Here is a 22,343-nt window from a genome sequence, read left to right as displayed (position 1 = left end):
CTTTGGTGTAGGTCTTATATGGCTTGCGTTTTCTAGTCATTTGGATACTCCTATTGCGACATTGTCGCTTATTAAAAGTACCCGTTAAACTGGGGGAGGCTCATGTAGACCTCACTATAACTATTAACATCCAGTAATCATCCATTAAAATTGGACACAAAAAAAGAAAGCTGATTGTCCACCGACGGCAGGGACTGCTCTACGCTCTCAATTTTCTGATACGCACTCATTAAAATACGAAGAGAAAACCCCTCCCTCCGATTTGGTTGGATTACTTCAATATCTATAAGAGGCCTATTATACCTTTCTCCTTAAAGCGTCAACTTCCAACCGGCATCGTTTTCAAAGCACGCAAAATAATCTGAATCATCAATCAGTCTAAAACCAATCTTTGACACTTCACTTATCACTTTAACTAGATATTGTTGATACTCATCAATCATTGCCTCACCATAGACGAAGTAAAATAAACATACTTATAACCCTTTGATATGAGATAGTCATATTCTCGACCAAAGCCGCTTCTTTCTACTAGACCTGTATCAGGGTTTGTTCTATTCAAATATTGATTTGTTGGCTTGGTAGCCAGTGGAAAATTACCCCCCCCTAAACCAAAAGGGTAATATTCGATTGAAACCGAAAGAAACACCGAACAGATGATCGCAAACAATTAGAAACTAAGAACTTTAAATCTTTAAATCTTTAAATCTTTATATCTTTATATCTTTATATCTTTTCAATGTTGCCACGCTGCACGACATGATAGGGAAGACCGGGAATATAGCTCCTTGCTCGCCTTAGCATTACAACTCCTTTGTATATCCTTTCCAAGAAGAGACCAATACCAGACTCAGACTGGCTAAACGTCAACCCCTCCATCCCCCTTTATTCCTGCCTCTTAATAAATTCACCCGTTAAACTGGGGGAGCCTTAACCTGACCCCTACTTTCTTTTACTCGTGGTTGGATTTCACCTTATACTTCAAAGTCAAATCAGAATCAGTAATTTTCCCGGATTTAAGAAGCTGATAATCATCACAAGAAATTTCTACTGTTCTAAATTTTGAAGCAAAATGTCCTTCATCAAATTCATAAAAGTATTTTTCGCCTTCAGACCAAGCTCTCCAGTAACTTCCTTTAATTTCAGATTCAGAGATCTCAGTCTGAGGCTCTTTTGGGTAGTAAGTATTTCCAATTTTTGTATATGGCTTATCATTCATATGAACACCTAATAAGAAATTTCGCTAAATGGCGATTTTGAAAGATCGACAACAGCTTCGGGTACCCCATCGGGGAGTCGCTATTTTTGCGGAAGCATGTTTTGGGCATCCAAGCCCAAGCAAGCGGCAAATACTTCTCCGTCGTTCGCTCGCGCTCTCAACTACGAATATGCAGACGGCGTCGACTATCGCGGACTAACCGCCTTCGCTTCGCTATCCATGGCGGTCAGCGGTTGCGTCAAACCATTTGAGCCACCGACGATGAGCTAACTCGATATCGAACGTTCCATCACCTACAAATTCACGGTGTGCCAGTGCAACCCGCACACCCGACATACCGCGACGCTGCACATTGATCTCGGTATCGTCGATATAGCTACGTGAACGTTTGAGGTAGCTTTGCAGCGACAGGGTGCTTTTACGTTTGGCGCCACGAAAAACAACCCGTTCTATCTCGATCTCGCTGTTACTGCTACGACCGCTGTATTCATAGTCAACGACCGCACCGACGACGTTCTGTGAGTAGTCGTAACCGCTGTGTGTCATTGAGAGCAACCAGTAGCCAAACGGGAGTGAGTAGTGGGCGACGTAGCCGGTCGATTGCGGCTCGAGCGCCTCGCCGTCGAAACTGACACCGCGGTAGGCGGTTATATAGAAGAGGTCGTGGAGCATCAGCGGGTGGTCGGGTGGTCGAGTGAGAGGGTGCCACCGAGCTGATATTTGCCGCTGCTCTCCGAACCGGAGTCGTCAGCAAACAGGCTTGCACGAAGCGGGAATCGCTGCTTCCAGTCGATCAGCAGATCGCTTTCACCGGGCAACTCCGATGGTTGAATATCGATATCGGGCTCAACGGTCGGAACACGCTGAAGATTTTCGAGCCCCTGCTCTATATCGCGAAGATTTAGCAGATCGCCCGGTGAGAGCGGCATCGTGTTCCAGTAGGTAGCCCGCCAGGGTGCATTTTCACCATTTCGCACCTCATCCACCCGACCGGGTATCAGGAGCAGTTCCAGCTTGCCATCATTCAGGTCCTGTGGCTGCGCAACGACTCGGGTGGTTATAAACCCCTGCGCCACGATCTCATTCTGCACCCGCCTCATCACCACACCGATACCCTGTGAACCAAGACAGCGGCCCATGAATGGCTCTCCGCGCCGACCGGCCCACTCGATCGCCCATTCGAACCGCCTGGCGTCCTGGCCTGTCAGCGTGACCTTTTCGATCTTGAAGCACGGCCTCTCATCTTCGGGGATCATGAGGGCGTCGCGGTCCAGTTGCGATTGCAAACGAACATCTGGTCTCACTTCCTGAGACTCACGCAGAGCACGTTCTCGTTCCTGCTGGTGACGGACCATCTCACCGCTATCGGCTTGGGCGTAACTCATTGCGGGTATGACGGCAATCGTCAATACCACCGGGAACACGCTGAGGAAAAAGTGGCGGCTGGCTGCCAGGCAGATGCAGATATAACGCCCACAACGGGGCAGAAGAAAACCATGAATCATTCCATCATCCTTGATGTTGGCGTACGAAAGCTCCACTTCCGTTGAGACCACTCAATCCACCGAGGGCTCACGCCTTAGTCACACTCGAATTTCACTTACACTATATACGGTTATTTATCTAACCGAAACAGTTGATCACGCTGGCTCTTCAATACCCCTCAAAGCCAAGAATCAGACCAAGTTCAAACTAACTGTTTTTATAAGATTTTTTCCATCTCCACGCCAAAAATTGGAATCTATGACCTCATCATTTTGGCCTATTACCCAGAAAAAAGGGGGTGTTGTATAGTCGGCAGTTCTCTCGGCGGGGCTTCAGATCGATTTGATCCTGTGCACCAGATATTTCCGCGCCGCCGGGTCGACCACAATTTAGTGCCATCGGGTATCAGCGTTCTCCACCCCATGGACATCGGTTACTGCCTCGCCCTGCGGGGTTTATATAAAAAACGAGAGGAAAGAAGCATGATCAAGCCAATCGGTTCCGACGAACTCAACCCGCTATTTGTCTACGACAGCGAAGAGCACCACAAGCTTATGCACGAGGCAGAGTCTCTGCCTTCTGTCACCATCAGCTCACAGGCTGCAGGTAATGCCGTCATGATGGGTGCTGGTTATTTCAACCCGCTGAAGGGTTTCATGAACGTTGCTGATGCCATGGGCGCAGCCGAGAAACTGACCCTCACCGACGGTTCTTTCTTCCCCGTTCCTGTTCTCTGCCTGCTTGATAGCGTAGACAGCCTTAACGGCGCAACGCGTGTTGCCCTGCGTGATCCCAACATGGAAGGCAACCCTGTGCTTGCCATCATGGACATCACCGCTACCGAGGAAGTGACTGACGCGCAGATGGCCACCATGACTCAGGAAGTCTATGGCACTGACGATGCAGAGCACCCCGGTGTCGCTGCATTCAACGGCCAGGGTCGTATCGCAATCTCCGGTGACATTCAGGTTCTGCACTTCAGCTACTTCCAGGATGACTTCCCAGACACCTTCCGCACCGCGGTTGAGATTCGCAACGAGATCGCTGAGCGTGGCTGGAAGAAGGTTGTTGCCTTCCAGACCCGTAACCCAATGCACCTCGCTCACGAGGAGCTGTGCCACATGGCGATGGATCGTCTCGAGTGTGATGGCCTCGTAATCCACATGCTGCTCGGTAAGCTGAAGAAGGGTGATATCCCTGCTCCAGTTCGTGATGCTGCAATCCGTAAGATGGTTGAGCTCTACTTCCCACCCAACAGCGCAATGGTTACCGGTTACGGTTTCGATATGCTCTACGCCGGTCCTCGCGAGGCAGTACTGCACGCTTACTTCCGTCAGAACATGGGCTGCACCCACTTCATCGTTGGTCGTGACCACGCTGGTGTTGGTGACCACTACGGCGCCTTCGATGCGCAGACCATCTTCCACGACAAGGTACCTGCTGGCGCAATGGAGATTGAGATCTTCGAAGCTGACCACACCGCCTACTCGAAGAAGCTCGACAAGGTAATGATGATGCGCGAAGCGCCTGATCACACCAAGGAAGACTTCGTACTGCTCTCCGGCACCAAGGTTCGTGAAATGCTCGGTAACGGCATCGCACCACCTAAAGAGTTCTCACGTCCTGAGGTAGCTCAGATTCTGATGGATTACTATCAGAGCCTAAGCTAAGCCGCAGCATCCGCTACGGTAATAAAAAAGGGGCGCACTTCGGTGCGCCCCTTTTTTTGTGCCTGACCTCGGCAGCTAACGATCGATAGCTACTGCTCGCGTGCCGCCTCAATCGAGGCATCCAACGACTCAAACAACGCCTGGATATCGATCGGCTTGGTCAGGTAACGGTAGAAACCCGCCTCCAAACCACGATCAATCGAGCTCTGCATCGCATCGGCACTCAGCGCTATAACAGGGGTGTTACAGAGTTTTTCAGATACCTTGATCCGTTCAAGCGCTTCCATTCCACTGATACCCGGCAGATTGATATCGAGAATGATCACATCAGGTTGATGCGCCTCAGCCAGATCGAGCCCCAGCTCAGCTGTATGTGCCGTCATCAGATTGATGTTACCGCGACGCACCAATGCCGTATTCATTAGACGAATATTGGCCGGATTATCCTCAACGTAGAGCACGCTATAGTCACGGTCTGAACTCAGCCCAGCCTCTACACCGATACTACCGGATGCCGACACGCTCTCGTACCGAGAATGATCAAACGGGAACGAGACCGTAAAGTTCGACCCTTCACCCGGTGTACTTTCGCAGCCAACTTCACCCCCCATCATCTCCACCAGCTGTTTGGTAATCACCAGACCAATACCGGTACCCTCCACCTCGGAGTTTTCTGCGCCAAGTCGATTAAAGGGGGTAAAGAGCGATTCGATCTGCTCAAATGGGATGCCCATGCCGGTGTCGCGAACCGTCAGACAGATCCGCTCATCCTGTTCCACGTCACAACCGCAGCTCAGCTCGATAGTGCCGCCTTCACGATTATATTTCACTGCATTGGAGAGCAGATTGATCAACACCTGCTTTAGACGAACGCGATCTGCATGCAACGTCATCTCGGTACTACAGCTCATTGCATCAACGATGTTGATTCTCCGTTGTTCAGCAAGTGGACGGATGAGCGTCTTCGCCTCCTCCAGCACTTCGCGTATAGCAACATTTTCCATATTCAACTCGACACGGCCCGCCTCAATTCGCGCCAGATCGAGCACTTCATTGATCAAATCAAGTAGGTGCCCACCGGCGGTTACTATCTCATTGACGTTATCGAGATGATCCTCGGAGAGCTGATCACTCTCCATCTCCAGTAACTGCGCAAAACCGAGGATCGCATTCATCGGTGTTCGCAGCTCGTGACTCATGCTGGAGAGGAACTCCGATTTGGCACGATTGGCCTGCTCCGCCTGCTCCTTGGCCAGATTGAGCTCCTGCTGTCTTGCCAGCTCGTCGGTGTAGTCATCGAAGATATTGAAAAGATACTGAGGATTCCCGGCGGCATCCGGCACATAACTGATATTTGAGAAAGAGACAAATTTACTGCCATCCTTACGCTGTTGCGGCAGCAAATTGCTCCAGCTCTCACCACGTTTGATGGCCGCGAGTATCTCTGGCTCCTTCGCAGCAGCCGTCTCTTCCGAGAGGAAGATACTAAAGGGTTTTCCAACCACCTCTTCAAGTCGGTAACCACTGGCCACTTCATGGGCCCGGTTGATATAGATGATCTTTCCCGCACGATCAGAAATCCCAATTCCCTGCTTGGAGGTATCGAAGACCTGACGGAAGACCTTCAGGCTCTGCTCCGCTTCCTTGCGATCAGTAATGTCACGAATCACGCCAATATAGCCGATCGTTTCGCCCTGCTGATTTTTGATCGCAGTCCCAACTGTTTCACCAGGGAAGACATCCCCATCTTTTCGCTGGTAGGCAACCTCGTAGGGAAGGCGTGACTCGGTCGCACTCAAATTCAATCGCTGCTCGCCCTGCCGAATAAACTCCGCCTCACTCTCATAGAGTATCGAAGTCTTCTCTCCGACCACCTCATCGGCCTGATAACCGAACACTCGCGTCAAGGCTGGGTTACACATCTGTACCACACGATCTGGATTCGCATAGACCATCGCGTCAGGTATATCGCGGAACAGCGACTCAAACAGCACCTTCTGCCGTTCAAGCTCGATATCGGCACGTTTGCGATCGGTAATGTCCTGCACCGTACCAACCAGACTGATCGGGTTACCCTCTTTACCCATCACCGCCTCAGCCTCTTCGTGTACCCAGCGTATCTCGCCATCGGGCATCACAATGCGGTGGTCGATACTGTGTTTCTTACCCTGCGCAAACGCCTTCTCTTCCGAACGCTTAATACACTCAACATCATCGGGGTGAATCGTCTCGAAGAAGTGCTCATAGGTCGGTTCAAACTCACTCGGAGAGCGGCCGAAGATTCTGAAAATCTCATCCGACCAGTGCAGATATCCGCTTTCAACATCCCACGACCAGTTACCAATATGGCCGATACGCTGCGCATCACGCAGACGCGCCTCACTCACCTGCAGCGCCTTCTCCGCCAGCTTGCGATCGGTAATATCGTGATAGGTACCGAGCACACCGATAATCTCGCCTTCACCATCCCGCAGCGGCACCTTGCTGGTCTCTACCCAGTTACGTGAGCCATCACTACGATCTTGCTGCTCTTCGTAGTTAAGCTTCGACTCTTCGCTGGAGATGGTTATCGCATCATCAGCCCGGTAGAGCTCAGCCTGCTCCGGCCATGGCAACTCAAGGTCCGTCTTGCCGATAATATCTTTCGGGTGATTGATCCCAGCATCGGCAGCAAAGTGGTTATTACATCCCAGATAGACCGACTCGCGATCCTTCCAGAAGACACGCACGGGAATAGTATCGAGCACGCTCTGCATCATATTTCTCGATGTCTGCAGAGCAGTCTCGATCCGCTTTCTTTCTGTCACATTGCGCACGATGGCCACGAATCGTGTCGGCTCACCCTCGGGCGCAACTAGCTGCAACACAATATCGACCGGGATAAGCGACCCATCCTTGTGCTCATGGATCGTCTCGAAGGCAATCGAACTCTGTCCTCCCAGAAGCAGTGGTTCGATAAGCGACCTGAATTTTCTCTCATCGTAATCGGGCTTGATCGTCCAGGGGTGCATAGTGAGCAGCTCCTGCTCGCTGTAACCCACCTGATCGATCGCTCCCTGATTGACGTAGAAGAAGGTGAGCGACCCGGGGTCGATCATAAAGACACAATCCTGCGTCACATCGAGCGTGGTCTTGAATCTGTTCAGCGCCTCTTCGGCCTCTTTACGAGCGGTTACATCCTGCACGACACCGAGCATCTTCAGCGCTTTACCCGCCCCGTCGCGCACCACATCACCCTTTTCAAGCAGCCAGTGAACTGTTCCGTCATCCCAAACGACCCGGTGCTCAATATTGTACTCCGCACCCTCTTCCACACGGGCATTTACAGCACCGAGTACCGCATCACGATCATCGGGATGAATCGCATTGACGAAGTTTTCGTAGGTGGTATCAACGAGCCTGTTTTGGTAACCAAACAGAGGAGCAATGCGTTCTGACCAGTAGAGCTCACCACTTTCAATATTCCAGTCCCAGGTACCGATATTGGCAAAGGTCTGACTCCTATTGAGTCTTTCCTCATTTTTCTGCAACTCTTCGTGCAACAGCTTTCGTTCGGTAATATCGGTTCGGATCGAGACGTACTGGTAAGGAACACCTCTCTCATCCATATAGGGAACGATGGTCGAGTCAACCCAGTAGATAGCCCCATCTTTGGCACGATTACTCAGCTCACCATGCCACACTTTGCCGCTGGCAATGGTCTGCCACATATCGATGAAGAAGCTCTTTGAGTGCGTACCAGAGTTAACGACATTGTGGTTCTCACCAAGCAGCTCATCCAGGCTGTAGCCTGAGATCTGTACAAATTTCTCATTGGCATAGGTAATCTTGCCACTGCTATCTGCGATGCTGACGATAGAGTGCTGATCAAGTGCAAACTTTTGCCGTTCGAGTTCCCGCAGATTAGTTTCGGCACGCGCCTTCTGTCGATGCGTCCTGCCCGAGCGGACTAACCATGCCCTCACGGTTCGGACCAGATGGTAGGGATCGACCGGCTTATCGATAAACTCCTCACCACCACGACTCATCGCCTCAAGGCGCAGAGCGTCATCGCCATATCCAGCCACATAGAGAATTGGGGTATCGTCGAGATGGCGGAACTGTCGGATCACGCTGGCGCACTCCATACCGTTACACTGCGGCATATTGAGATCCATCATGATCAGATCGGGCTGGAAAGATTCGATCGTCTCCAGCGTCTGCAACGGGTTTGCTAGATGGCGTACCGTCATCCCCGCCTGCTCCAGAAAAGCACTATAGAGCACTGCGATATTCACATCGTCATCGACGATCAGTACCCGGCCATTCGAATCACTCGCCTCCAAGGAAAAATCATCGAGCGCTTCAACCAGTTCGATACTTTTGAGCGGGGTGGTCAGATAGCGGTTGATCCCAACGCGAGCGGCTGCCAATCGTGACTCGGCATCATACTGACCTGAGACCATGATGGAGGGTGGACAACTGACCGCACGACTCAAACCCGTCGGCACTTCACAGTAGCCACCATCCTCTTCTGGCAGTTCATCCAGCACCACTGCCAGCGCACTCTCTGTTCGTATCCACTCGATGACCGAACCAATACTCTCCACTACCATGGCTTGAAAAGCGTGACTCTCCAGACACGCCACTACCGCCTCTCTGAGCGCTTCATTATGAGGAATCACCACCAAAACGATACGGCTATCGACATACTGCTGCTGTGGTCGCTCCAGACCGACAAAATCTCTCCAGAATGGGTCGTCATCAGAGCTGTTGGCACTCTGCTTAAGCACATCAAGGATCAGATCGACCTGCTCACCCACCTCGGCACTAACCTGCCGCTGTTTAACGACTGTCTCAAGCAGCCGCTCGAAACCACTCGCATAAGCACTCAGTTCGGAGAAGCCGTAGGTGGCACCTGAACCGGCTAGATTGTGCAGTGACAGCAGTAGCTGTGCAGCCTGATCATCACTCCATGCTCCCTCACTAAGCTGGTACCAGTCCGAACGCAACTCATCGACCTTCGCTGGCAATCCTGCGCGATAGCTCGTTACCAGCGCGGAGAGACGCGCCTCTATTTCGCTCTTATTATTTTCCATCGTTAACCAGCGACTAATCAGAGGGATCGGTGAACAAACCGACAACGAATTCGATTTTCATGACATACATGCCAGACATAGTACTACACGGAAGTAGTAGGTTTTATAGCGAAACAATTGTTAACAAGGATATCTCAGCCGCCGCCGTCGACCAATCAACAAAAAAAGGGCGCACAGTGTGCGCCCTCTTCGCTTCAGCCTGTGAGATTGTTACTCCTCCTCCCAGCCGGTAGGCAGACTGTGCGCGACACCCTTGTGGCAGTCGATACAGGTCTTGCTCGGCTCCAGGCCATCCTGCACCTCCCAGACATGCGGGTCATGGCGTTCGGCACTACGCTCCTCCTGCTTCTCGAGATTCATCGAACCGAAGTTGTGGCAGTTACGACACTCGCGTGAATCGGTCTTCTTCATCCGCTCCCACTCGCTGACCGCCATGGTGAGTCGATACTCCTCAAACTTCTCCGGAGTATCGATGGTGCCCATCATCTTGTGCCAGAGCTCGTTAGACGCCTTGATCTTACGCACGATCTTATGCGTCCACTCCTTCGGCACGTGACAGTCGGGGCAGGTGGCCCGCACGCCGGTCCGGTTCGACCAGTGCACCGTCTCCTGCAGCTCCTGATAGACGTTCGCCTCCATCTCATGACAGGAGATACAGAACTCCTCGGTATTGGTCAGTTCCAGCGACCAGTTAAATCCACCCCAACCGATGACACCGAGGATGATGCCGACAACCAGCGTGGCAAATGTTGATTTAGCAAGCATGTTTACAACCTTAATTATGGATTATTGATTTAAAAACCGACCAGAGCGACGCTCGCCGCCCCGGCCGGGACATTACCGTTACTTCGCTCCGACAAACTGGTTCTCAACCAGCGGATCGGCACTCTGCTGCGGCGCATGACACTGGTTACAGAAGTAGCGACGCGCCGAGACCTTCTTCAGCTTATTACCGTCACGGTCGAGGAAGTGGCTCTCGCCCGTCATCGGTGCCTTCTCCTTCTTGTAGTTGGCCGCGCTGTGGCAGCGCATGCAGGTGTTAGTCTTCAAGGTAATCTTATCCTTATCAACCTTGTGCGGAATCATCGGCGGCTGCAGCTTGAAGCTACGCTCAAAGCCACCCTTCTGCGTTACCTGCTTACGCTTCTCATACGCCTTGGAGTCTGCATCCAGCTCCAGATCACCACGCAGTGACGTCACATCGGCGCTGGCACTGAACGGTATTGCCATCACGGCAAACATCCCCAGAACTGCGGTAAGTACGATTTTTTTCATGACAACCTCCACCATCAATTTAGATTTTTTCATCGTTTGATTTTTCCCTTGCAACACACATCAGGCGTGCGTTGCCGAACCCTTAATACCTTCGTTACCACTGACATTGTTGAAACGCATTCCGAAGTGGAAGACATCCTTGGCACAGATATCGATACAGCGACCACAGTTGGTGCAATCACCCGAGGTGATTACCGGACCGCCCCCCTTCGTCTCACCCCTGAGCGCAGGCTTGATCACCTGCGGTTCGGGACAGACGACGAAACACTCCATGCAGTCGTTGCAGGCCACACGTTGATCGGCCCGCACCCTCACCAGGCTGAGCTTACCGAGCAGTCCGTAGGTGGCACCCACCGGACAGAGGTGGCTGCACCAGCCTCTTCTGGCAACAAACAGATCGAAGAGGAAGATGGCCAGAACCACAGCCCACCCCATTCCCAGACCGAAGATGATGGTGCGATGGGTCATCGAGACCGGGTTGAAGACCTCATAGGCCATACTCCCGGTCACAAATGCCATCACCACCACCATCGCCAGCATCCAGTAGCGCAGATTGCGCGACAGGTGGGTCGAGGGTTTGATCTCCAGCTTCTCCCGCAACCAGTTGGCTGCATCGGTCACCATATTGAGTGGACAGACCCAGGAGCAGAAGAGACGTCCACCTGCGAGCAGATAGAAGACAGTCACGATTAACACTCCCGTGACCACCGTACTGACCGGCGTCAGGAAACCCGCCGCCAGCATCTGCAGAAACACCATCAGATCGGTCATCGGCACCGTATCCAGCAGCAGGCTGGATGAGAGGTTACCTTTGATGATCCAGACACCCGCCCAGGGACCAAGCATGAAGAGCAGCAGAATCGACAGCTGACTAAAACGCCTTAGCAACAACCATTTGTGCGCACCCAGCCAGCCCTTCTCGGCCAGCGCATCGGCCCCCAAACGTTGGTACTTAGCCATCAGTCACTCCCCCCGAAACCACTATTGAGTGTATCGAGTGGATTACTACGCTCTTCGGTGATCAGCCCTTCCCCGCCGTGCTCGTAACGCACGCCTTCGGGCAGGTTGTAGCGGTGTTCCACATCCGGGGTGACCAGCGACTCGCCCGCACTCGCCTTCTCCTCCCAGCCGATCCGGTAGTGATCGCCCAGCTTCCCCTGAACCAGATGGTTAGGTAGAACCTTGATGGCGGCCTCTTCCAGAATGCAGGCCCTCTCGCACAATCCACAGCCGGTACAGGCGTCGGAATGGACGACGGGAATAAAGAGTGCGTGCTTACCGGAACGAACGTTGTGCTTACGCTCCAGCGTGATCGCCTTACCACGGATGGGACAGACGTTGTAACAGACCTCACAACGCAGCCCGAGAAAGGCGATACAGCTCTCCTGATCGGAGACCACCGCCAGTCCCATACGGGCCCTGTTGATATCGGTCAGCTCGTGATCCAGCGCCCCGGTCGGACAGACCGGCACACAGGGAATATCCTCACACATCTCGCAAGGACCGCTCCTGGCTGTGAAGTAGGGCGTGCCGGTGGTTACCTCTTCACCGATATCGGCCAACTTCAGAATGTCGTAGGGACAGTCACGAACACACAAACCACAGCGCGTGCAGGCTGCCAGGAACTCACCCTCGGGTAGCGCACCCGGAGGACGAATCGCCAGTGCCGGCAACGATCGGGCCTGTTGTGAATAGAGCCCGATACCCATACCGAACAGACCAACACCGCAAGCGGTCTTGGCCAAGTCGGCCAGGAAGCGACGGCGGCTAACCGCTTTGCCCTTCCCGTTCAGGTTATCGTTGTGATCGTGGTCACTCATCTTCTATTTCATCTTCGCTTCTGTTGTCAGTGGACTCGGACTACGCCTTCACCACCTTGACCGCACACTTCTTGTAGTCGGTCTCTTTCGATAGTGGATCGGTCGCATCGAGGGTCACCTTGTTGATCAGACGACTGGCGTCGAACCACGGTACATAGACCAGCCCCTCGGGCGGACGGTTACGACCACGGGTCTCGACACGGGAGACGATCTCGCCACGACGGCTGACCACCTTCACCTTGGCGCCCTGACGCAGACGACGCTTCTTCGCATCCTTGGGATGCATGAAGACCACCGCATCGGGTACCGCCCGGTGCAGCTCGGGGACGCGTTGGGTCATCGAACCAGAGTGCCAGTGCTCCAGCACACGGCCGGTGCTGAGCCACATGTCGTACTCTTTGTCAGGGACCTCCGCAGCAGGCTCGAAAGGAGCCGATATGATGTTCGCCTTACCGTCACCGGTACCGTAGAACTTGACGCCCTCACCCGCCTTAACGTGTGGATCGTAGCCTTCGCGGAAGCGCCACAGCGTCTCCTTGCCGTCGATTACCGGCCAGCGCATACCACGCGCCTTGTGGTAGGCACCAAACTCGGCCATCTCGTGGCCCTTCTTCGGAATCCCCTCGACGGAGTTGAAGAGGCGATACTCCTCGAATAGCCCCTTCTGCGCGTAGAAACCAAAGTCTTTGGACTCATCATTGTCGTACTTCGTCGTTCGCTCCCGCTCTCAACTACGAATATGCAGACGGCGTCGACTATCGCGGACTAACCGCCTTCGCTTCGCTATCCATGGCGGTCAGCGATCGAAGAGGGTCTTGCCTGCAACCTCCGGTGCCTTGGCGATCAGCTCGGCCGGCCAGACATCCTCGACCTTGATGTACTTGGCAAACTCCATCACCTGCCACAGGTCAGACTTCGACTCACCCGGTGCAGCGGTCTGTTGACGCCAGAACTGGGTACGGCGTTCGGCATTACCGTAGGCACCCTCCTTCTCGATCCACATCGCCGTCGGCAGTACCAGGTCGGCGGCCTGGGCGGAGACGGTCGGGTAGGGGTCGGAGACGATGACGAAGTTATCGGGAGCTCGCCAACCGGGGTAGGACTCCTCATTCAAGTTGGCCGCCGCCTGCATGTTGTTGTTACACATCACCCAGAAGACGTTCATGACCCCGTCCTTCAGTGCACGGTGCATCGCCACCGCGTGGATCAGGTTTTTACCCATCGGCTTACCGCTGATATCGGGCTGATCGGCACCGTCGGATTTGCCGTTGGCACGCGGAATGGTGCCTGCTGGCAGTTTCCAGGTCTTCTCGGAAAATTTGCAGTGCGCATCCTTCTTCACCACCAGATCGGCGGGCAGGCGGTGGGTAAAGGTACCGACCTCGCGAGCGGTACCGCAGGCGGATGGCTGACCGGTGAGCGAGAAGGGGCTGTTGCCCGGCTCGGAGATCTTGCCCATCAGCAGATGGATGTTATAGACCAGACCGTTCATCCAGACACCGCGGGTGTGCTGGTTCATGCCCATGGTCCAGTAGGAGGTGACCTTCTTGTTCGGATCGGCGTAGACCTTGGCCAGCTTGAGCAGCTTATCCTTCGGCACGCCCGACATCTCGCTCGCCTTCTCCAGAGTATAGGGGGCTACCGACTTGGCGTACTCCTCGAAGGAGATCTTGCTCTTACCACCGTTACCCGGATTCTTCGCCGCCTTCTCCTTGGGATGGGTCGCACGCAGACCGTATCCGATATCGGTAACCGCCTGGTGGAAGTTGACATGTTTGTCGAGGAACGCCTTGTTGTAGGCCTTATTCTGGATGATGTAGTTGGCGATGTAGTTACCGATCGCCAGATCGGTCTGTGGGGTGAAGACCATGCCGTTATCGGCCAGCTCGAAGCAGCGATGCTCGTAGGTTGAGAGCACATGTACCTCACACCCCTTCTTGGTCAGACGGGTATCGGTAAGGCGCGACCAGAGGATCGGGTGCATCTCCGCCATGTTGGCACCCCACAGCACGAAGACATCGGCGTGCTCAAGGTCGTCATAGCAGCCCATCGGCTCATCGATGCCGAAGCCTCGCATGAAGGCACCAACCGCCGAGGCCATACAGTGACGAGCATTCGGCTCGAGGCTGTTGGAGCGGAAACCGGCCTTGATCAGCTTCTGTGCCGCATAGCCCTCCCAGACGGTCCACTGACCGGAACCGAACATGCCGATACCCTTGGGACCCTTCTTACGCGCAGCGATGAACTTCTCCGCCATGATCTTAAACGCCTCGTCCCAGGAGACCGCCTCAAACTTGCCATCTTTGGCGTATTTCCCACCCGTCTTACGCAGCATCGGCTGGGTGAGACGATCCTTTCCGTAGAGGATCTTCGGCAGGAAGTAACCCTTGATGCAGTTGAGACCGCGGTTAACCGGGGCATCGGGATCACCCTGTGAGGCGACTACCTTGCCGCCCTTGGTGCCGATCAGCACGCTACAGCCGGTACCACAGTAGCGACAGGCCGCCTTGTCCCAGCGAATCCCATCATCCGCCGCTGCAAAGCTGACCCCTGGCAGGGAGACACCCGCTGCCGCTGCAGTTGCAGCTATCGCATTGTTTTTAATAAATTCTCGCCGTGTCTGTTTCATTGTACGACCTCCTCTAAATGCTCAACTTCTTCATTATTTTCATCTTCGTTATGGTGGTAAATCATCGATGCGGATATAACGCCATCCACGTTTTGAAAACTCATCAAGGTATCGGCCATGAGACCCTCATCATCCTGCTCAAGGGTCACCACCAGCTGCCCATCATCGTTAATCGCGTGTACTTCAACGCCTTCGAGATGCTGCAGCCGCTCCTTTACCGGCACGATATTTTCTGGTCTGGCATGCACCAGAACGCCACAGATATTCATGCACTCTCCTCCAGTTGTGATTTTTGTTGAGATAGTTGATTCGTCCCCTGCTGAACCGAGAGAGCCGCTACCGGACAGGGCGCCACACAGGCGCCACAACCGCTGCACGCCTGCTGATCGAGTTCAGGAATAGAGACACCACCGATGCGTGGTCGAAATGTAATGGCGCGCTCATCACACTGTTCGCCGCAGCTGCGGCATACAACGCCTCGCATCGCCAGACACGCATCGGAAATCGTTGCCTTAAGCTGCCACGGCTGCGCATGAGCTGCGAAGGCCTGGGGCTGGAGCGCGCCGGTTTTGCAGCGCTCGACACACTCGCCGCAGAAGGTGCACTCACCACGCTTGAAATTGATCTTGGGGAAACCTGACTCGGTTTCGATAATCGACTCAGGGCACTGCTTTCTACAGTCATCACAACGGCTGCAGAGATCGACAAATAACGTCTCTTCCACTGCCCAGGGTGGGCGCACAGGCACCGAACGACCGGAGAGATCGCCCCTGAGAAATGCCCGTCGGTTTATTGCCCTTCCCATACCGCCACCTACCACCATAGAGACGCGGTTAACTTATGCTTCCTGCTCAATGGAAGCTTCCTGATCTGAACGCAGATTCTTTGGTTCGATAGCAGTACTGCTGACCAACAAATAGCGCCTAAAGCTCACCACATCGGCGGGCACCAACCTCGCCTCTTAATACCCACGTTTTGTACGTTATATGACAAACCTAGTCTCGAAAATGGAGAAGATCAAGGCCACCGAACACTTATAACTAGCTGTTGAACAAGAGATTTACCCAATAGAAACAGTCGGGATTAGAGTGGATATAAATAATTTTTGATGTCACACAGATAACTATCCGCTGTCGAGACGCACATTCAACTCAATGAAACCAGACCGACTGATCACTGGCCTCAACAGCCAGCTTTAGGTAGCGACCATTGATAGCCCACAACTGGCCAACAAACACATAGATTTGAATCAAAGCAACGTATCGAAACAGGGGCGTTTTATAGGTAGCTGGAGAGCAACAGCTATCACCCTGTGTGCAGCTCAAAACAGGCGTAATAACCATCCATACATCCCCGAGATGGGTTTAGGAAACTAAGCATGGAAGGCGAGCTGAAGAATCAGCTCGCCTGTGATCGATGTTATTTGATCAGGGAGATCAAGAGGTAGCAGCTAACCAGATATTAAGCGTATCAGTCGTCAATATCGGTCATGCTGCGCAGGGCGTGGATGTCGCACAGCACAATGTCATTACCCTGCACCTCAATCAGACCGCGATCTCTCAAACGATGCAGTATTCTGGAGAGGGTCTCGGGCTGTATTGAAAGCTTGGAGGCGATCAGGTTTTTGGTCGCTGGCAGATGAATGCTGGTGCTCTCGGCAATATTTACCGGTAGCTGTTGCAGCAGATAGATCACCAGACGATAGGTCGCATTCCGCAGCGAGAGACTGTCGATCTCGTTGAGAAACTGATGCAGGCGGCGACTCAGAGTTGCCATCATGCGGAAACTGGTCTCAGGCGAGTCGCGGAGCAGCGAAACAAAGGCGTGGGCGTCGAACGAGAGCACCTCTGATATATCCACCGACTCTGCATGCAGCGGGTAGGCGGCATCCCCTCCCATAAACATCAGCGCCTCAGCGAAGATCTGGCCCGAGCTGACCAACTCAACCACCTTCTCATCGCCATCGGGCGAGGTACGAAACAGCTTTACCAGACCACGACGCAAAAAGTAGAAACTCTGTACCGGCTCCCCCTGACTAAACAGACGCTCGCCCTTGGCCAACTGGTGGCAGTGCATACCCTGCATTACCCTGGCAAATTGATCATCCAATAGCGCGCCAAACAGCGGCGTACGTCGGATTTCGGTGCTGATCTCTTCTTGGGTCATATCGCCATCTCCCTCCGCCCTTGACCAAGATCAGTGCAACTGACCGGGGCGTCAATTAGAAATTGTAGTTGATGGACATTGTACGGACTTGACCGGATTGAGTCATGCACAATAGACATGACGTAGAGTGGGGAAATAACCCCTTTGGGTTATTGCCGAAATCGCTTAATAGAACTAGATTTGATGACTATGAGCCGATCACTAAAAGACCCATTTGGCAGAGAGATCGAATATCTGCGCCTCTCGGTAACTGACCGTTGCGACCTACGCTGTTTCTACTGCATGCCGAAGGGTTTTGACGACTACCAGGAGTCTGTCGACTCGCTCACTTTTGATGAGATTGAACGCGTCGTTGCTGCCTTTGGCGAGCTCGGCGTGAAGCGCATTCGTCTTACTGGCGGTGAGCCACTGGTACGCAAAGATGTGACCCAGCTGGCCGGTCGTCTGGCAAAGCTGAATGGCATTGAGGATCTCTCCCTTTCGACCAACGCCACCCGGCTCTCAAAACACGCCGACGAGCTGCACAATGCCGGCGTCAGCCGTATCAATGTCAGTCTCGACACCCTCGATCCACACCGTTTTCGTGAGATCACCGGCGGCAAGCTGGAAAAAGTGATCAACGGTCTGATGGCGGCCAAAGAGGCGGGGTTTTTCCCGATCAAGATCAACATGGTGGCGATGAAAGGCGTCAACGATGACGAGTTCGAGCAGATGGTCGAATTCTGTATCGAACACGACTTCACCCTGCGCTTTATCGAAACCATGCCGATGGGAGCCACCGGCTTTGGAGCCAAGGATCACTATCTCGACCTGCTAAGCGTCGAGCGCCGCCTCGGTGAACGTTTTGAGCTACTGCCCGGCGTAATGCCCGGTGGTGGTCCTGCACGCTACGTACAGGTCTCCGGTACCGATCTACGCATCGGTTTTATCACCCCGATCTCACAGCACTTCTGCGAGAGCTGTAACCGCATCCGCCTCTCTGCCGATGGCAACCTCTACCTCTGCCTCGGGCAGGACCACAGCTACGCCCTGCGCCCACTACTGCGCGGAGGTATTAGCGATGACGGCCTTAAAGAGGCGATCTTCGAAGCGATCGCGCTTAAACCAGAGCGTCACGAATTTAACGAGAAGCCGAATCAAGTGGTCCGCTTTATGTCGATGACTGGCGGCTGATCGACCCTCTTCCTGTTATAGTCCCCACATCGTTTCAATCAGTAGGGTAATCCGTGTCACGCAGTGAAACACTTACCGGTCTGGGCCGACTCATTCGCAGTCAGCGCTGGGCCGCACTCGCTACGCTGCAGAAAGATGGCACACCACTCGCCTCAATGGTCGCCTACGCCTTCGATGACAACTTCAGCCAACTCTATCTCCACCTGAGCCAACTCGCCGCTCACACCGGCAACCTGCTTGAACGCCCAACCATCTCACTCGTAATCAGCGAACCTGATGATGGGCGAAAGGATCCGCAAACGCTGGCACGCCTCACCCTCAATGGTGAAGTCACCGCCGTTAAACCCGACTCACAGACATACACTCTCGGCAAGGCTCGCTACCTTGGCCAGCTACCTGAGTCTGAACAGCTATTTGAGTTTGGTGATTTTGCGCTCTACGCCTTCCAATCTGTCGATGTGCGCTATGTCGGTGGGTTTGCGCGTGCCTGGAGTTTCAATCAGAGTGATCTAGAACAGGCCGCACAACTAAGCAAAATAAAGTAATTCAATCTGAGAGCCATACTCCCCGATTCCGTTCCACTCCATCCGGGTTACCCTCTAGCCTGTTACCTATTACCTGCTGTCTTAGAGCCATGCTGCCGACAGTACTCGTACATCACTATCGAGGCAGCGACACTGACGTTAAGACTCTGCGTCTCACCGACCTGCGGGATGGTGAGGCATTCAATCCCGGCGTAGCTACTACGGTCAAAGCTGATCCCCATCTCCTCATGACCGAAGATGAAGGCGCTCTTCTCAGGCAATGCCACCTCACCCAGTGGCTGACACCCCTCTCCCAGATCGAGGGTAAAGAGCTGATAACCACGTTCATGGAGATTCTCGAAGCAGCTATCAAAGCTATCGTGAAATTTTGCCGGGACCTTCTTAAACGCCCCCTTGCCCGCAGCGGGGTCGAAGGGACCGATATCGATCATATGGATCTCATGGGCACCAAACGCCTCGGCGCTTCGAAAGATCTTCGGTACGCTGAATCCAGGTTTGAGATGGTCGAGTACCAGCGCCATCTGATGGATGCCCGGTTCAGCCAGACGGTTGCGATCACGCTGTTCTCGATAGCGCCGTAGCGCCTGATTGCGCATCTCTTTACGTAGCTTGCTGTCACTTCTTCTCACGAGAGCGCTCCAAACAACATGCGCAGACCCAGCCCGGTGAGAAACAGCGCAAAGACCCGTTTTAGCAGGACACCAGGCAGGGCATGGGCAATTCGCGCCCCCAGCGGCGCAAATAGCACGCTGGTCAGCACCACCCCCAACAGGGCCGGTAGGTAGATATAACCGAGACTGTACTCAGGCAATCCCACCTCACCCCAACCACGCCAGGCAAAACCGGCCGTACCGCCAACGGCAATCGGTAGACCGACAGCGGCAGCGGTTGCCACCGCCTGCTGCATCTTCACGTTGCACCAGACCAGAAAGGGGACGGTCATGGTGCCGCCACCGATGCCAACCACGGCTGAGACACTACCGATGAGACCACCTGCCGTGCTCATTGCACCACTACCAGGAATTCCACGATGAGCATCAGGGCGAAGGCCAAAACCCATCTGCGCTGCCACACTCAGCTCAAAGATGGCGAAGACCAGACGCAACGAATCACCCGCCATCAGATCGGCAATGACCGAACCGATCAGCGCACCGACCACAATCCCCGGCGTCAGCCGCCAGAACAGCTGCCAGAGCACCGCGCCGCGGCGATGGTGGGCATAGACCGATGAGATCGAGGTGAAGATGATGGTGGCCAGTGAAGTACCAATAGCCAGATGCATGGCGTGGGCGAAATTGTGATCGGCGAAGAGCAGCGCCAGCACCGGCACGATCACCAGCCCGCCGCCGACACCCAGCAGACCGGCCAGCAGACCCGCTGCCGCGCCCAGCAGTAACAGCGTGATCAACATTTGAGGCTCAGTGAATCGTTCTTATCAAACAACGATGAGCGTGTTGAACTATTTCCAAAGATCGACCTCAATCCCCTGCTCGTGCAGTTGATCCGCCCGCCCCTGCACGAAGCGCTGGAATTCCGGTTCACTGTTATAGGCACCACTGGAGACGTAAAGCATCGCCGACTCAACATGAAAGGCACGCAGATAGGCCTCAGTACGGAACGTCTCACTGCCAGTACTATCGAAAAAGAGCAGACTCGGGGTGAACTGCACATTCATCTGCTTGGCCCAGTTACGCGCCGTGGTGCGTTTGCCATCGGGCGTGATCAGCGGATCGTTCGACCAGATATCGACCAGCGCCACATCGAAATAGGCCATCGCCTGCTGCAACGGCTTGCGTTTGAGCGTATCTCCATGCAGCTCATCACAGGTCGCACACTGCTTCTGCTCAAAAAAGACCAGTAGCGGCTTAGCGCCCGCCTTGCGCCTCAGATCGAGTGTCGGCTGCAGATAGCCAGGCTCACGATGCAGCTTGCCGCTAGCTGGCTTCGGCGCGAGTCGTGCGTAGTAGTCGCGAAAGCTGCCAGCCGATTCATGCTTGCCCGCCACATAGTCGAGCGCCGCCACCATCTTGTGCGGCGGGTAGAAGCCGTTGACCCGCAGCGCCACCTTACCCTGCTCGTCGAGGAACAGCAGGGTCGGGGTGAACTGCACCCGCAGCGATTTTGCAAACTGCTTCTCGGTGGTGACCTCTCCCTTGAGGCCGGTCACCTCCCGGTCACCCCAGAGGTTAATCGCAATCGCCTCAAAGCCGCTACGTGTCTTCTCGACGATCTCATGCTGGGCAAAGTTAACCCGCACCAGCCGCTCACAGTAGGGGCAGCCATCCTGATAGAAGTAGAGCATCACCCGCTTGCTCTCACTGCTCGCCTCTGCCACGTCTTCACGAATATCGAGAAACGACTGCTTGAACCAGGCCGGCCTATCGACATAGCCGGGATTGACCATCCCCTCACCGAGCTGCTCATCTGCGGCAAAGAGCGGTGAAACAAATATCATCGCAATCAATGCCATACAGCGTTTTAAATAGAGCATCACGGTTACCTCGCCCTCACGTTATGTTTAATCACCGGCAATTACGTCCTTATCTAGCACACCAGAATTAGAGACTACCCCATTTATTTACACAAGATAGCCTATATACATTCGCACTTATTCATTAACAGAGCACAAAATGGAGCGCTCTCAAGTCGACAAACAAAAAAAGAGCCGACCAGTTGGTCAGCTCTTTTAAATGATACTGCATCCCAGAAATTAGAAGAGGGTTCGATCCAGCACGCCAACCCCTGTAATCGCCTCGCCCGTTGCTGTCTCCGCACCAAGTGTAAATGCAATACCTTCCGCATTATCCCCTAGAAACACCAGTGCCCCCTCTCCGTTCAGCGATTGACCTGGATGTGTACCACAGCTGCCGTTAAAGCACTGTCCAACTAAATCGACACCATTGGCATAAACATCTGCAAATGTTGGGTTACCACCACCTAGATCAGGCATCAACTGATAGGAGCGACCACCAATGTTCGCGTTAAACCAGGCCCAGACGAATTCCTGGTCCGTAAAATCCACCTCGATCTCGAAATCGATTATTGTTCCAGTGATTCCATTTTCATCCGTTACAGTGGTGTTATCTTTGAGGTAGTAGGAATGCGTACCTAAACCTGTAAGAGCTGCCAACTCTCCCAGTGTCGTGACATTCCCGGGCGCCACGTAGATAAAGTGCGAGGCTCCATCCCGGGGAGTCGCTATTTTTGCGGAAGCTTGTTTTGGGCATCCAAGCCCAAGCAAGCGGCAAATACTTAACGCGACCGTTTATGCCTACGGCGCCCC

18 protein-coding genes and 1 pseudogene are annotated in these 22,343 nt (G+C 53.8%); 3 read left to right on the top strand and 16 right to left on the bottom strand.

Annotation, left to right across the window (positions count from 1 at the left end):
- Positions 1-952 precede the first annotated feature (952 nt).
- The 3 genes from BOW52_RS15045 to BOW52_RS17795 form a co-directional block, all read right to left on the bottom strand.
- Positions 953-1,219, bottom strand: coding sequence for a hypothetical protein (locus BOW52_RS15045; protein ID WP_135622501.1), 267 nt, complete (start codon positions 1,217-1,219; stop codon positions 953-955).
- A gap of 213 nt (positions 1,220-1,432) precedes the next feature.
- The gene (locus tag BOW52_RS17800) at positions 1,433-1,891 is read right to left on the bottom strand and encodes a ShlB/FhaC/HecB family hemolysin secretion/activation protein (RefSeq protein WP_078484901.1); all 459 of its coding nucleotides are present in this window, start codon (positions 1,889-1,891) and stop codon (positions 1,433-1,435) included.
- Positions 1,891-2,775 carry a POTRA domain-containing protein gene (locus tag BOW52_RS17795; protein WP_135622498.1) on the bottom strand — a complete coding sequence of 295 codons (885 nt, stop codon included), beginning with the start codon at positions 2,773-2,775 and terminating at the stop codon, positions 1,891-1,893. Before BOW52_RS17795 ends, BOW52_RS17800 begins: the two co-directional genes overlap by 1 nt.
- A 411-nt stretch (positions 2,776-3,186) precedes the next feature.
- Here BOW52_RS17795 and sat point away from each other — a divergent pair, with 411 nt between their 5' ends.
- Complete coding sequence (gene sat / locus BOW52_RS15030) at positions 3,187-4,374, top strand: sulfate adenylyltransferase (RefSeq protein ID WP_078484899.1); 1,188 nt, start codon at positions 3,187-3,189, stop codon at positions 4,372-4,374.
- Between the two features lie 89 nt (positions 4,375-4,463).
- Here sat and BOW52_RS15025 read toward each other — a convergent pair whose 3' ends face one another.
- The 9 genes and pseudogenes from BOW52_RS15025 to BOW52_RS14985 all read right to left on the bottom strand — a co-directional run bounded on the left by BOW52_RS15025 (position 4,464) and on the right by BOW52_RS14985 (position 17,342).
- Positions 4,464-9,452: a PAS domain S-box protein gene (locus BOW52_RS15025; protein ID WP_078484898.1), complete on the bottom strand. Its 4,989-nt coding sequence runs from the start codon at positions 9,450-9,452 to the stop codon at positions 4,464-4,466.
- A 210-nt stretch (positions 9,453-9,662) separates the two neighbouring features.
- Positions 9,663-10,217 (bottom strand): NapC/NirT family cytochrome c, encoded by a 555-nt coding sequence (locus tag BOW52_RS15020; protein WP_078484897.1) that lies wholly within the window; start codon positions 10,215-10,217, stop codon positions 9,663-9,665.
- Between the two features lie 78 nt (positions 10,218-10,295).
- A complete protein-coding gene (locus BOW52_RS15015) occupies positions 10,296-10,727 on the bottom strand; it encodes a nitrate reductase cytochrome c-type subunit (protein ID WP_078484903.1) in 432 nt (143 codons plus the stop codon).
- Between the two features lie 60 nt (positions 10,728-10,787).
- Positions 10,788-11,687 carry a quinol dehydrogenase ferredoxin subunit NapH gene (napH, locus tag BOW52_RS15010; RefSeq protein WP_078484896.1) on the bottom strand — a complete coding sequence of 300 codons (900 nt, stop codon included), beginning with the start codon at positions 11,685-11,687 and terminating at the stop codon, positions 10,788-10,790.
- Positions 11,687-12,547, bottom strand: coding sequence for a ferredoxin-type protein NapG (gene napG / locus BOW52_RS15005; RefSeq protein WP_078484895.1), 861 nt, complete (start codon positions 12,545-12,547; stop codon positions 11,687-11,689). The genes napH and napG overlap by 1 nt, the downstream gene beginning before the upstream one ends.
- Positions 12,548-12,587: 40 nt before the next feature.
- Positions 12,588-15,176, bottom strand: a pseudogene (gene napA / locus BOW52_RS15000) (nitrate reductase catalytic subunit NapA).
- Positions 15,173-15,445: a chaperone NapD gene (locus BOW52_RS14995; RefSeq protein ID WP_078484894.1), complete on the bottom strand. Its 273-nt coding sequence runs from the start codon at positions 15,443-15,445 to the stop codon at positions 15,173-15,175. The pseudogene napA and the gene BOW52_RS14995 overlap by 4 nt, the downstream one beginning before the upstream one ends.
- Positions 15,442-15,981, bottom strand: coding sequence for a ferredoxin-type protein NapF (napF, locus tag BOW52_RS14990; protein ID WP_078484902.1), 540 nt, complete (start codon positions 15,979-15,981; stop codon positions 15,442-15,444). The genes BOW52_RS14995 and napF overlap by 4 nt, the downstream gene beginning before the upstream one ends.
- Before the next feature lie 665 nt (positions 15,982-16,646).
- Positions 16,647-17,342 carry a Crp/Fnr family transcriptional regulator gene (locus BOW52_RS14985; RefSeq protein WP_078484893.1) on the bottom strand — a complete coding sequence of 232 codons (696 nt, stop codon included), beginning with the start codon at positions 17,340-17,342 and terminating at the stop codon, positions 16,647-16,649.
- Positions 17,343-17,525: 183 nt separating this feature from the next.
- Here BOW52_RS14985 and moaA point away from each other — a divergent pair, with 183 nt between their 5' ends.
- Both moaA and BOW52_RS14975 read left to right on the top strand, forming a co-directional pair.
- Positions 17,526-18,515, top strand: a complete 990-nt coding sequence (gene moaA / locus BOW52_RS14980; protein WP_172840376.1) for a GTP 3',8-cyclase MoaA — start codon at positions 17,526-17,528, stop codon at positions 18,513-18,515.
- A gap of 53 nt (positions 18,516-18,568) precedes the next feature.
- Positions 18,569-19,060 carry a HugZ family pyridoxamine 5'-phosphate oxidase gene (locus BOW52_RS14975; protein ID WP_078484891.1) on the top strand — a complete coding sequence of 164 codons (492 nt, stop codon included), beginning with the start codon at positions 18,569-18,571 and terminating at the stop codon, positions 19,058-19,060.
- 62 nt (positions 19,061-19,122) lie between these two features.
- On the opposite strand, the gene BOW52_RS14970 is transcribed toward BOW52_RS14975, so the two are convergent.
- The 4 genes from BOW52_RS14970 to BOW52_RS14955 all read right to left on the bottom strand — a co-directional run bounded on the left by BOW52_RS14970 (position 19,123) and on the right by BOW52_RS14955 (position 22,190).
- Complete coding sequence (locus BOW52_RS14970) at positions 19,123-19,689, bottom strand: TrmH family RNA methyltransferase (protein ID WP_236725773.1); 567 nt, start codon at positions 19,687-19,689, stop codon at positions 19,123-19,125.
- Positions 19,686-20,471: a sulfite exporter TauE/SafE family protein gene (locus BOW52_RS14965; RefSeq protein WP_078484889.1), complete on the bottom strand. Its 786-nt coding sequence runs from the start codon at positions 20,469-20,471 to the stop codon at positions 19,686-19,688. The genes BOW52_RS14970 and BOW52_RS14965 overlap by 4 nt, the downstream gene beginning before the upstream one ends.
- 48 nt (positions 20,472-20,519) lie before the next feature.
- The gene (locus BOW52_RS14960; protein ID WP_078484888.1) at positions 20,520-21,551 is read right to left on the bottom strand and encodes a thioredoxin family protein; all 1,032 of its coding nucleotides are present in this window, start codon (positions 21,549-21,551) and stop codon (positions 20,520-20,522) included.
- 219 nt (positions 21,552-21,770) lie between these two features.
- A complete protein-coding gene (locus tag BOW52_RS14955) occupies positions 21,771-22,190 on the bottom strand; it encodes a hypothetical protein (protein ID WP_135622495.1) in 420 nt (139 codons plus the stop codon).
- Positions 22,191-22,343 lie beyond the last annotated feature (153 nt).

Source organism: Solemya pervernicosa gill symbiont (assembly GCF_002020875.1).
GTDB lineage: Bacteria > Pseudomonadota > Gammaproteobacteria.
The sequence above is the reverse complement of the archived record's forward strand: the minus strand, read 5'-3'. Positions and strand labels throughout refer to the sequence as shown.

Bases quoted from the DNA above. Each gene is read 5' to 3' on its own strand.
- BOW52_RS14965 (WP_078484889.1), bottom strand. From the start codon at position 20,471: ATGTTGATCACGCTGTTACTGCTGGGCGCGGCAGCGGGTCTGCTGGCC.
- moaA (WP_172840376.1), top strand. From the start codon at position 17,526: ATGACTATGAGCCGATCACTAAAAGACCCATTTGGCAGAGAGATCGAA.
- BOW52_RS15020 (WP_078484897.1), bottom strand. From the start codon at position 10,217: ATGCTTGCTAAATCAACATTTGCCACGCTGGTTGTCGGCATCATCCTC.
- BOW52_RS14985 (WP_078484893.1), bottom strand. From the start codon at position 17,342: ATGACCCAAGAAGAGATCAGCACCGAAATCCGACGTACGCCGCTGTTT.
- BOW52_RS14960 (WP_078484888.1), bottom strand. From the start codon at position 21,551: ATGCTCTATTTAAAACGCTGTATGGCATTGATTGCGATGATATTTGTT.
- BOW52_RS15045 (WP_135622501.1), bottom strand. From the start codon at position 1,219: ATGAATGATAAGCCATATACAAAAATTGGAAATACTTACTACCCAAAA.
- BOW52_RS15015 (WP_078484903.1), bottom strand. From the start codon at position 10,727: ATGAAAAAAATCGTACTTACCGCAGTTCTGGGGATGTTTGCCGTGATG.
- BOW52_RS17800 (WP_078484901.1), bottom strand. From the start codon at position 1,891: ATGCTCCACGACCTCTTCTATATAACCGCCTACCGCGGTGTCAGTTTC.
- napF (WP_078484902.1), bottom strand. From the start codon at position 15,981: ATGGGAAGGGCAATAAACCGACGGGCATTTCTCAGGGGCGATCTCTCC.
- napG (WP_078484895.1), bottom strand. From the start codon at position 12,547: ATGAGTGACCACGATCACAACGATAACCTGAACGGGAAGGGCAAAGCG.
- BOW52_RS15025 (WP_078484898.1), bottom strand. From the start codon at position 9,452: ATGGAAAATAATAAGAGCGAAATAGAGGCGCGTCTCTCCGCGCTGGTA.
- napH (WP_078484896.1), bottom strand. From the start codon at position 11,687: ATGGCTAAGTACCAACGTTTGGGGGCCGATGCGCTGGCCGAGAAGGGC.
- sat (WP_078484899.1), top strand. From the start codon at position 3,187: ATGATCAAGCCAATCGGTTCCGACGAACTCAACCCGCTATTTGTCTAC.
- BOW52_RS14995 (WP_078484894.1), bottom strand. From the start codon at position 15,445: ATGAATATCTGTGGCGTTCTGGTGCATGCCAGACCAGAAAATATCGTG.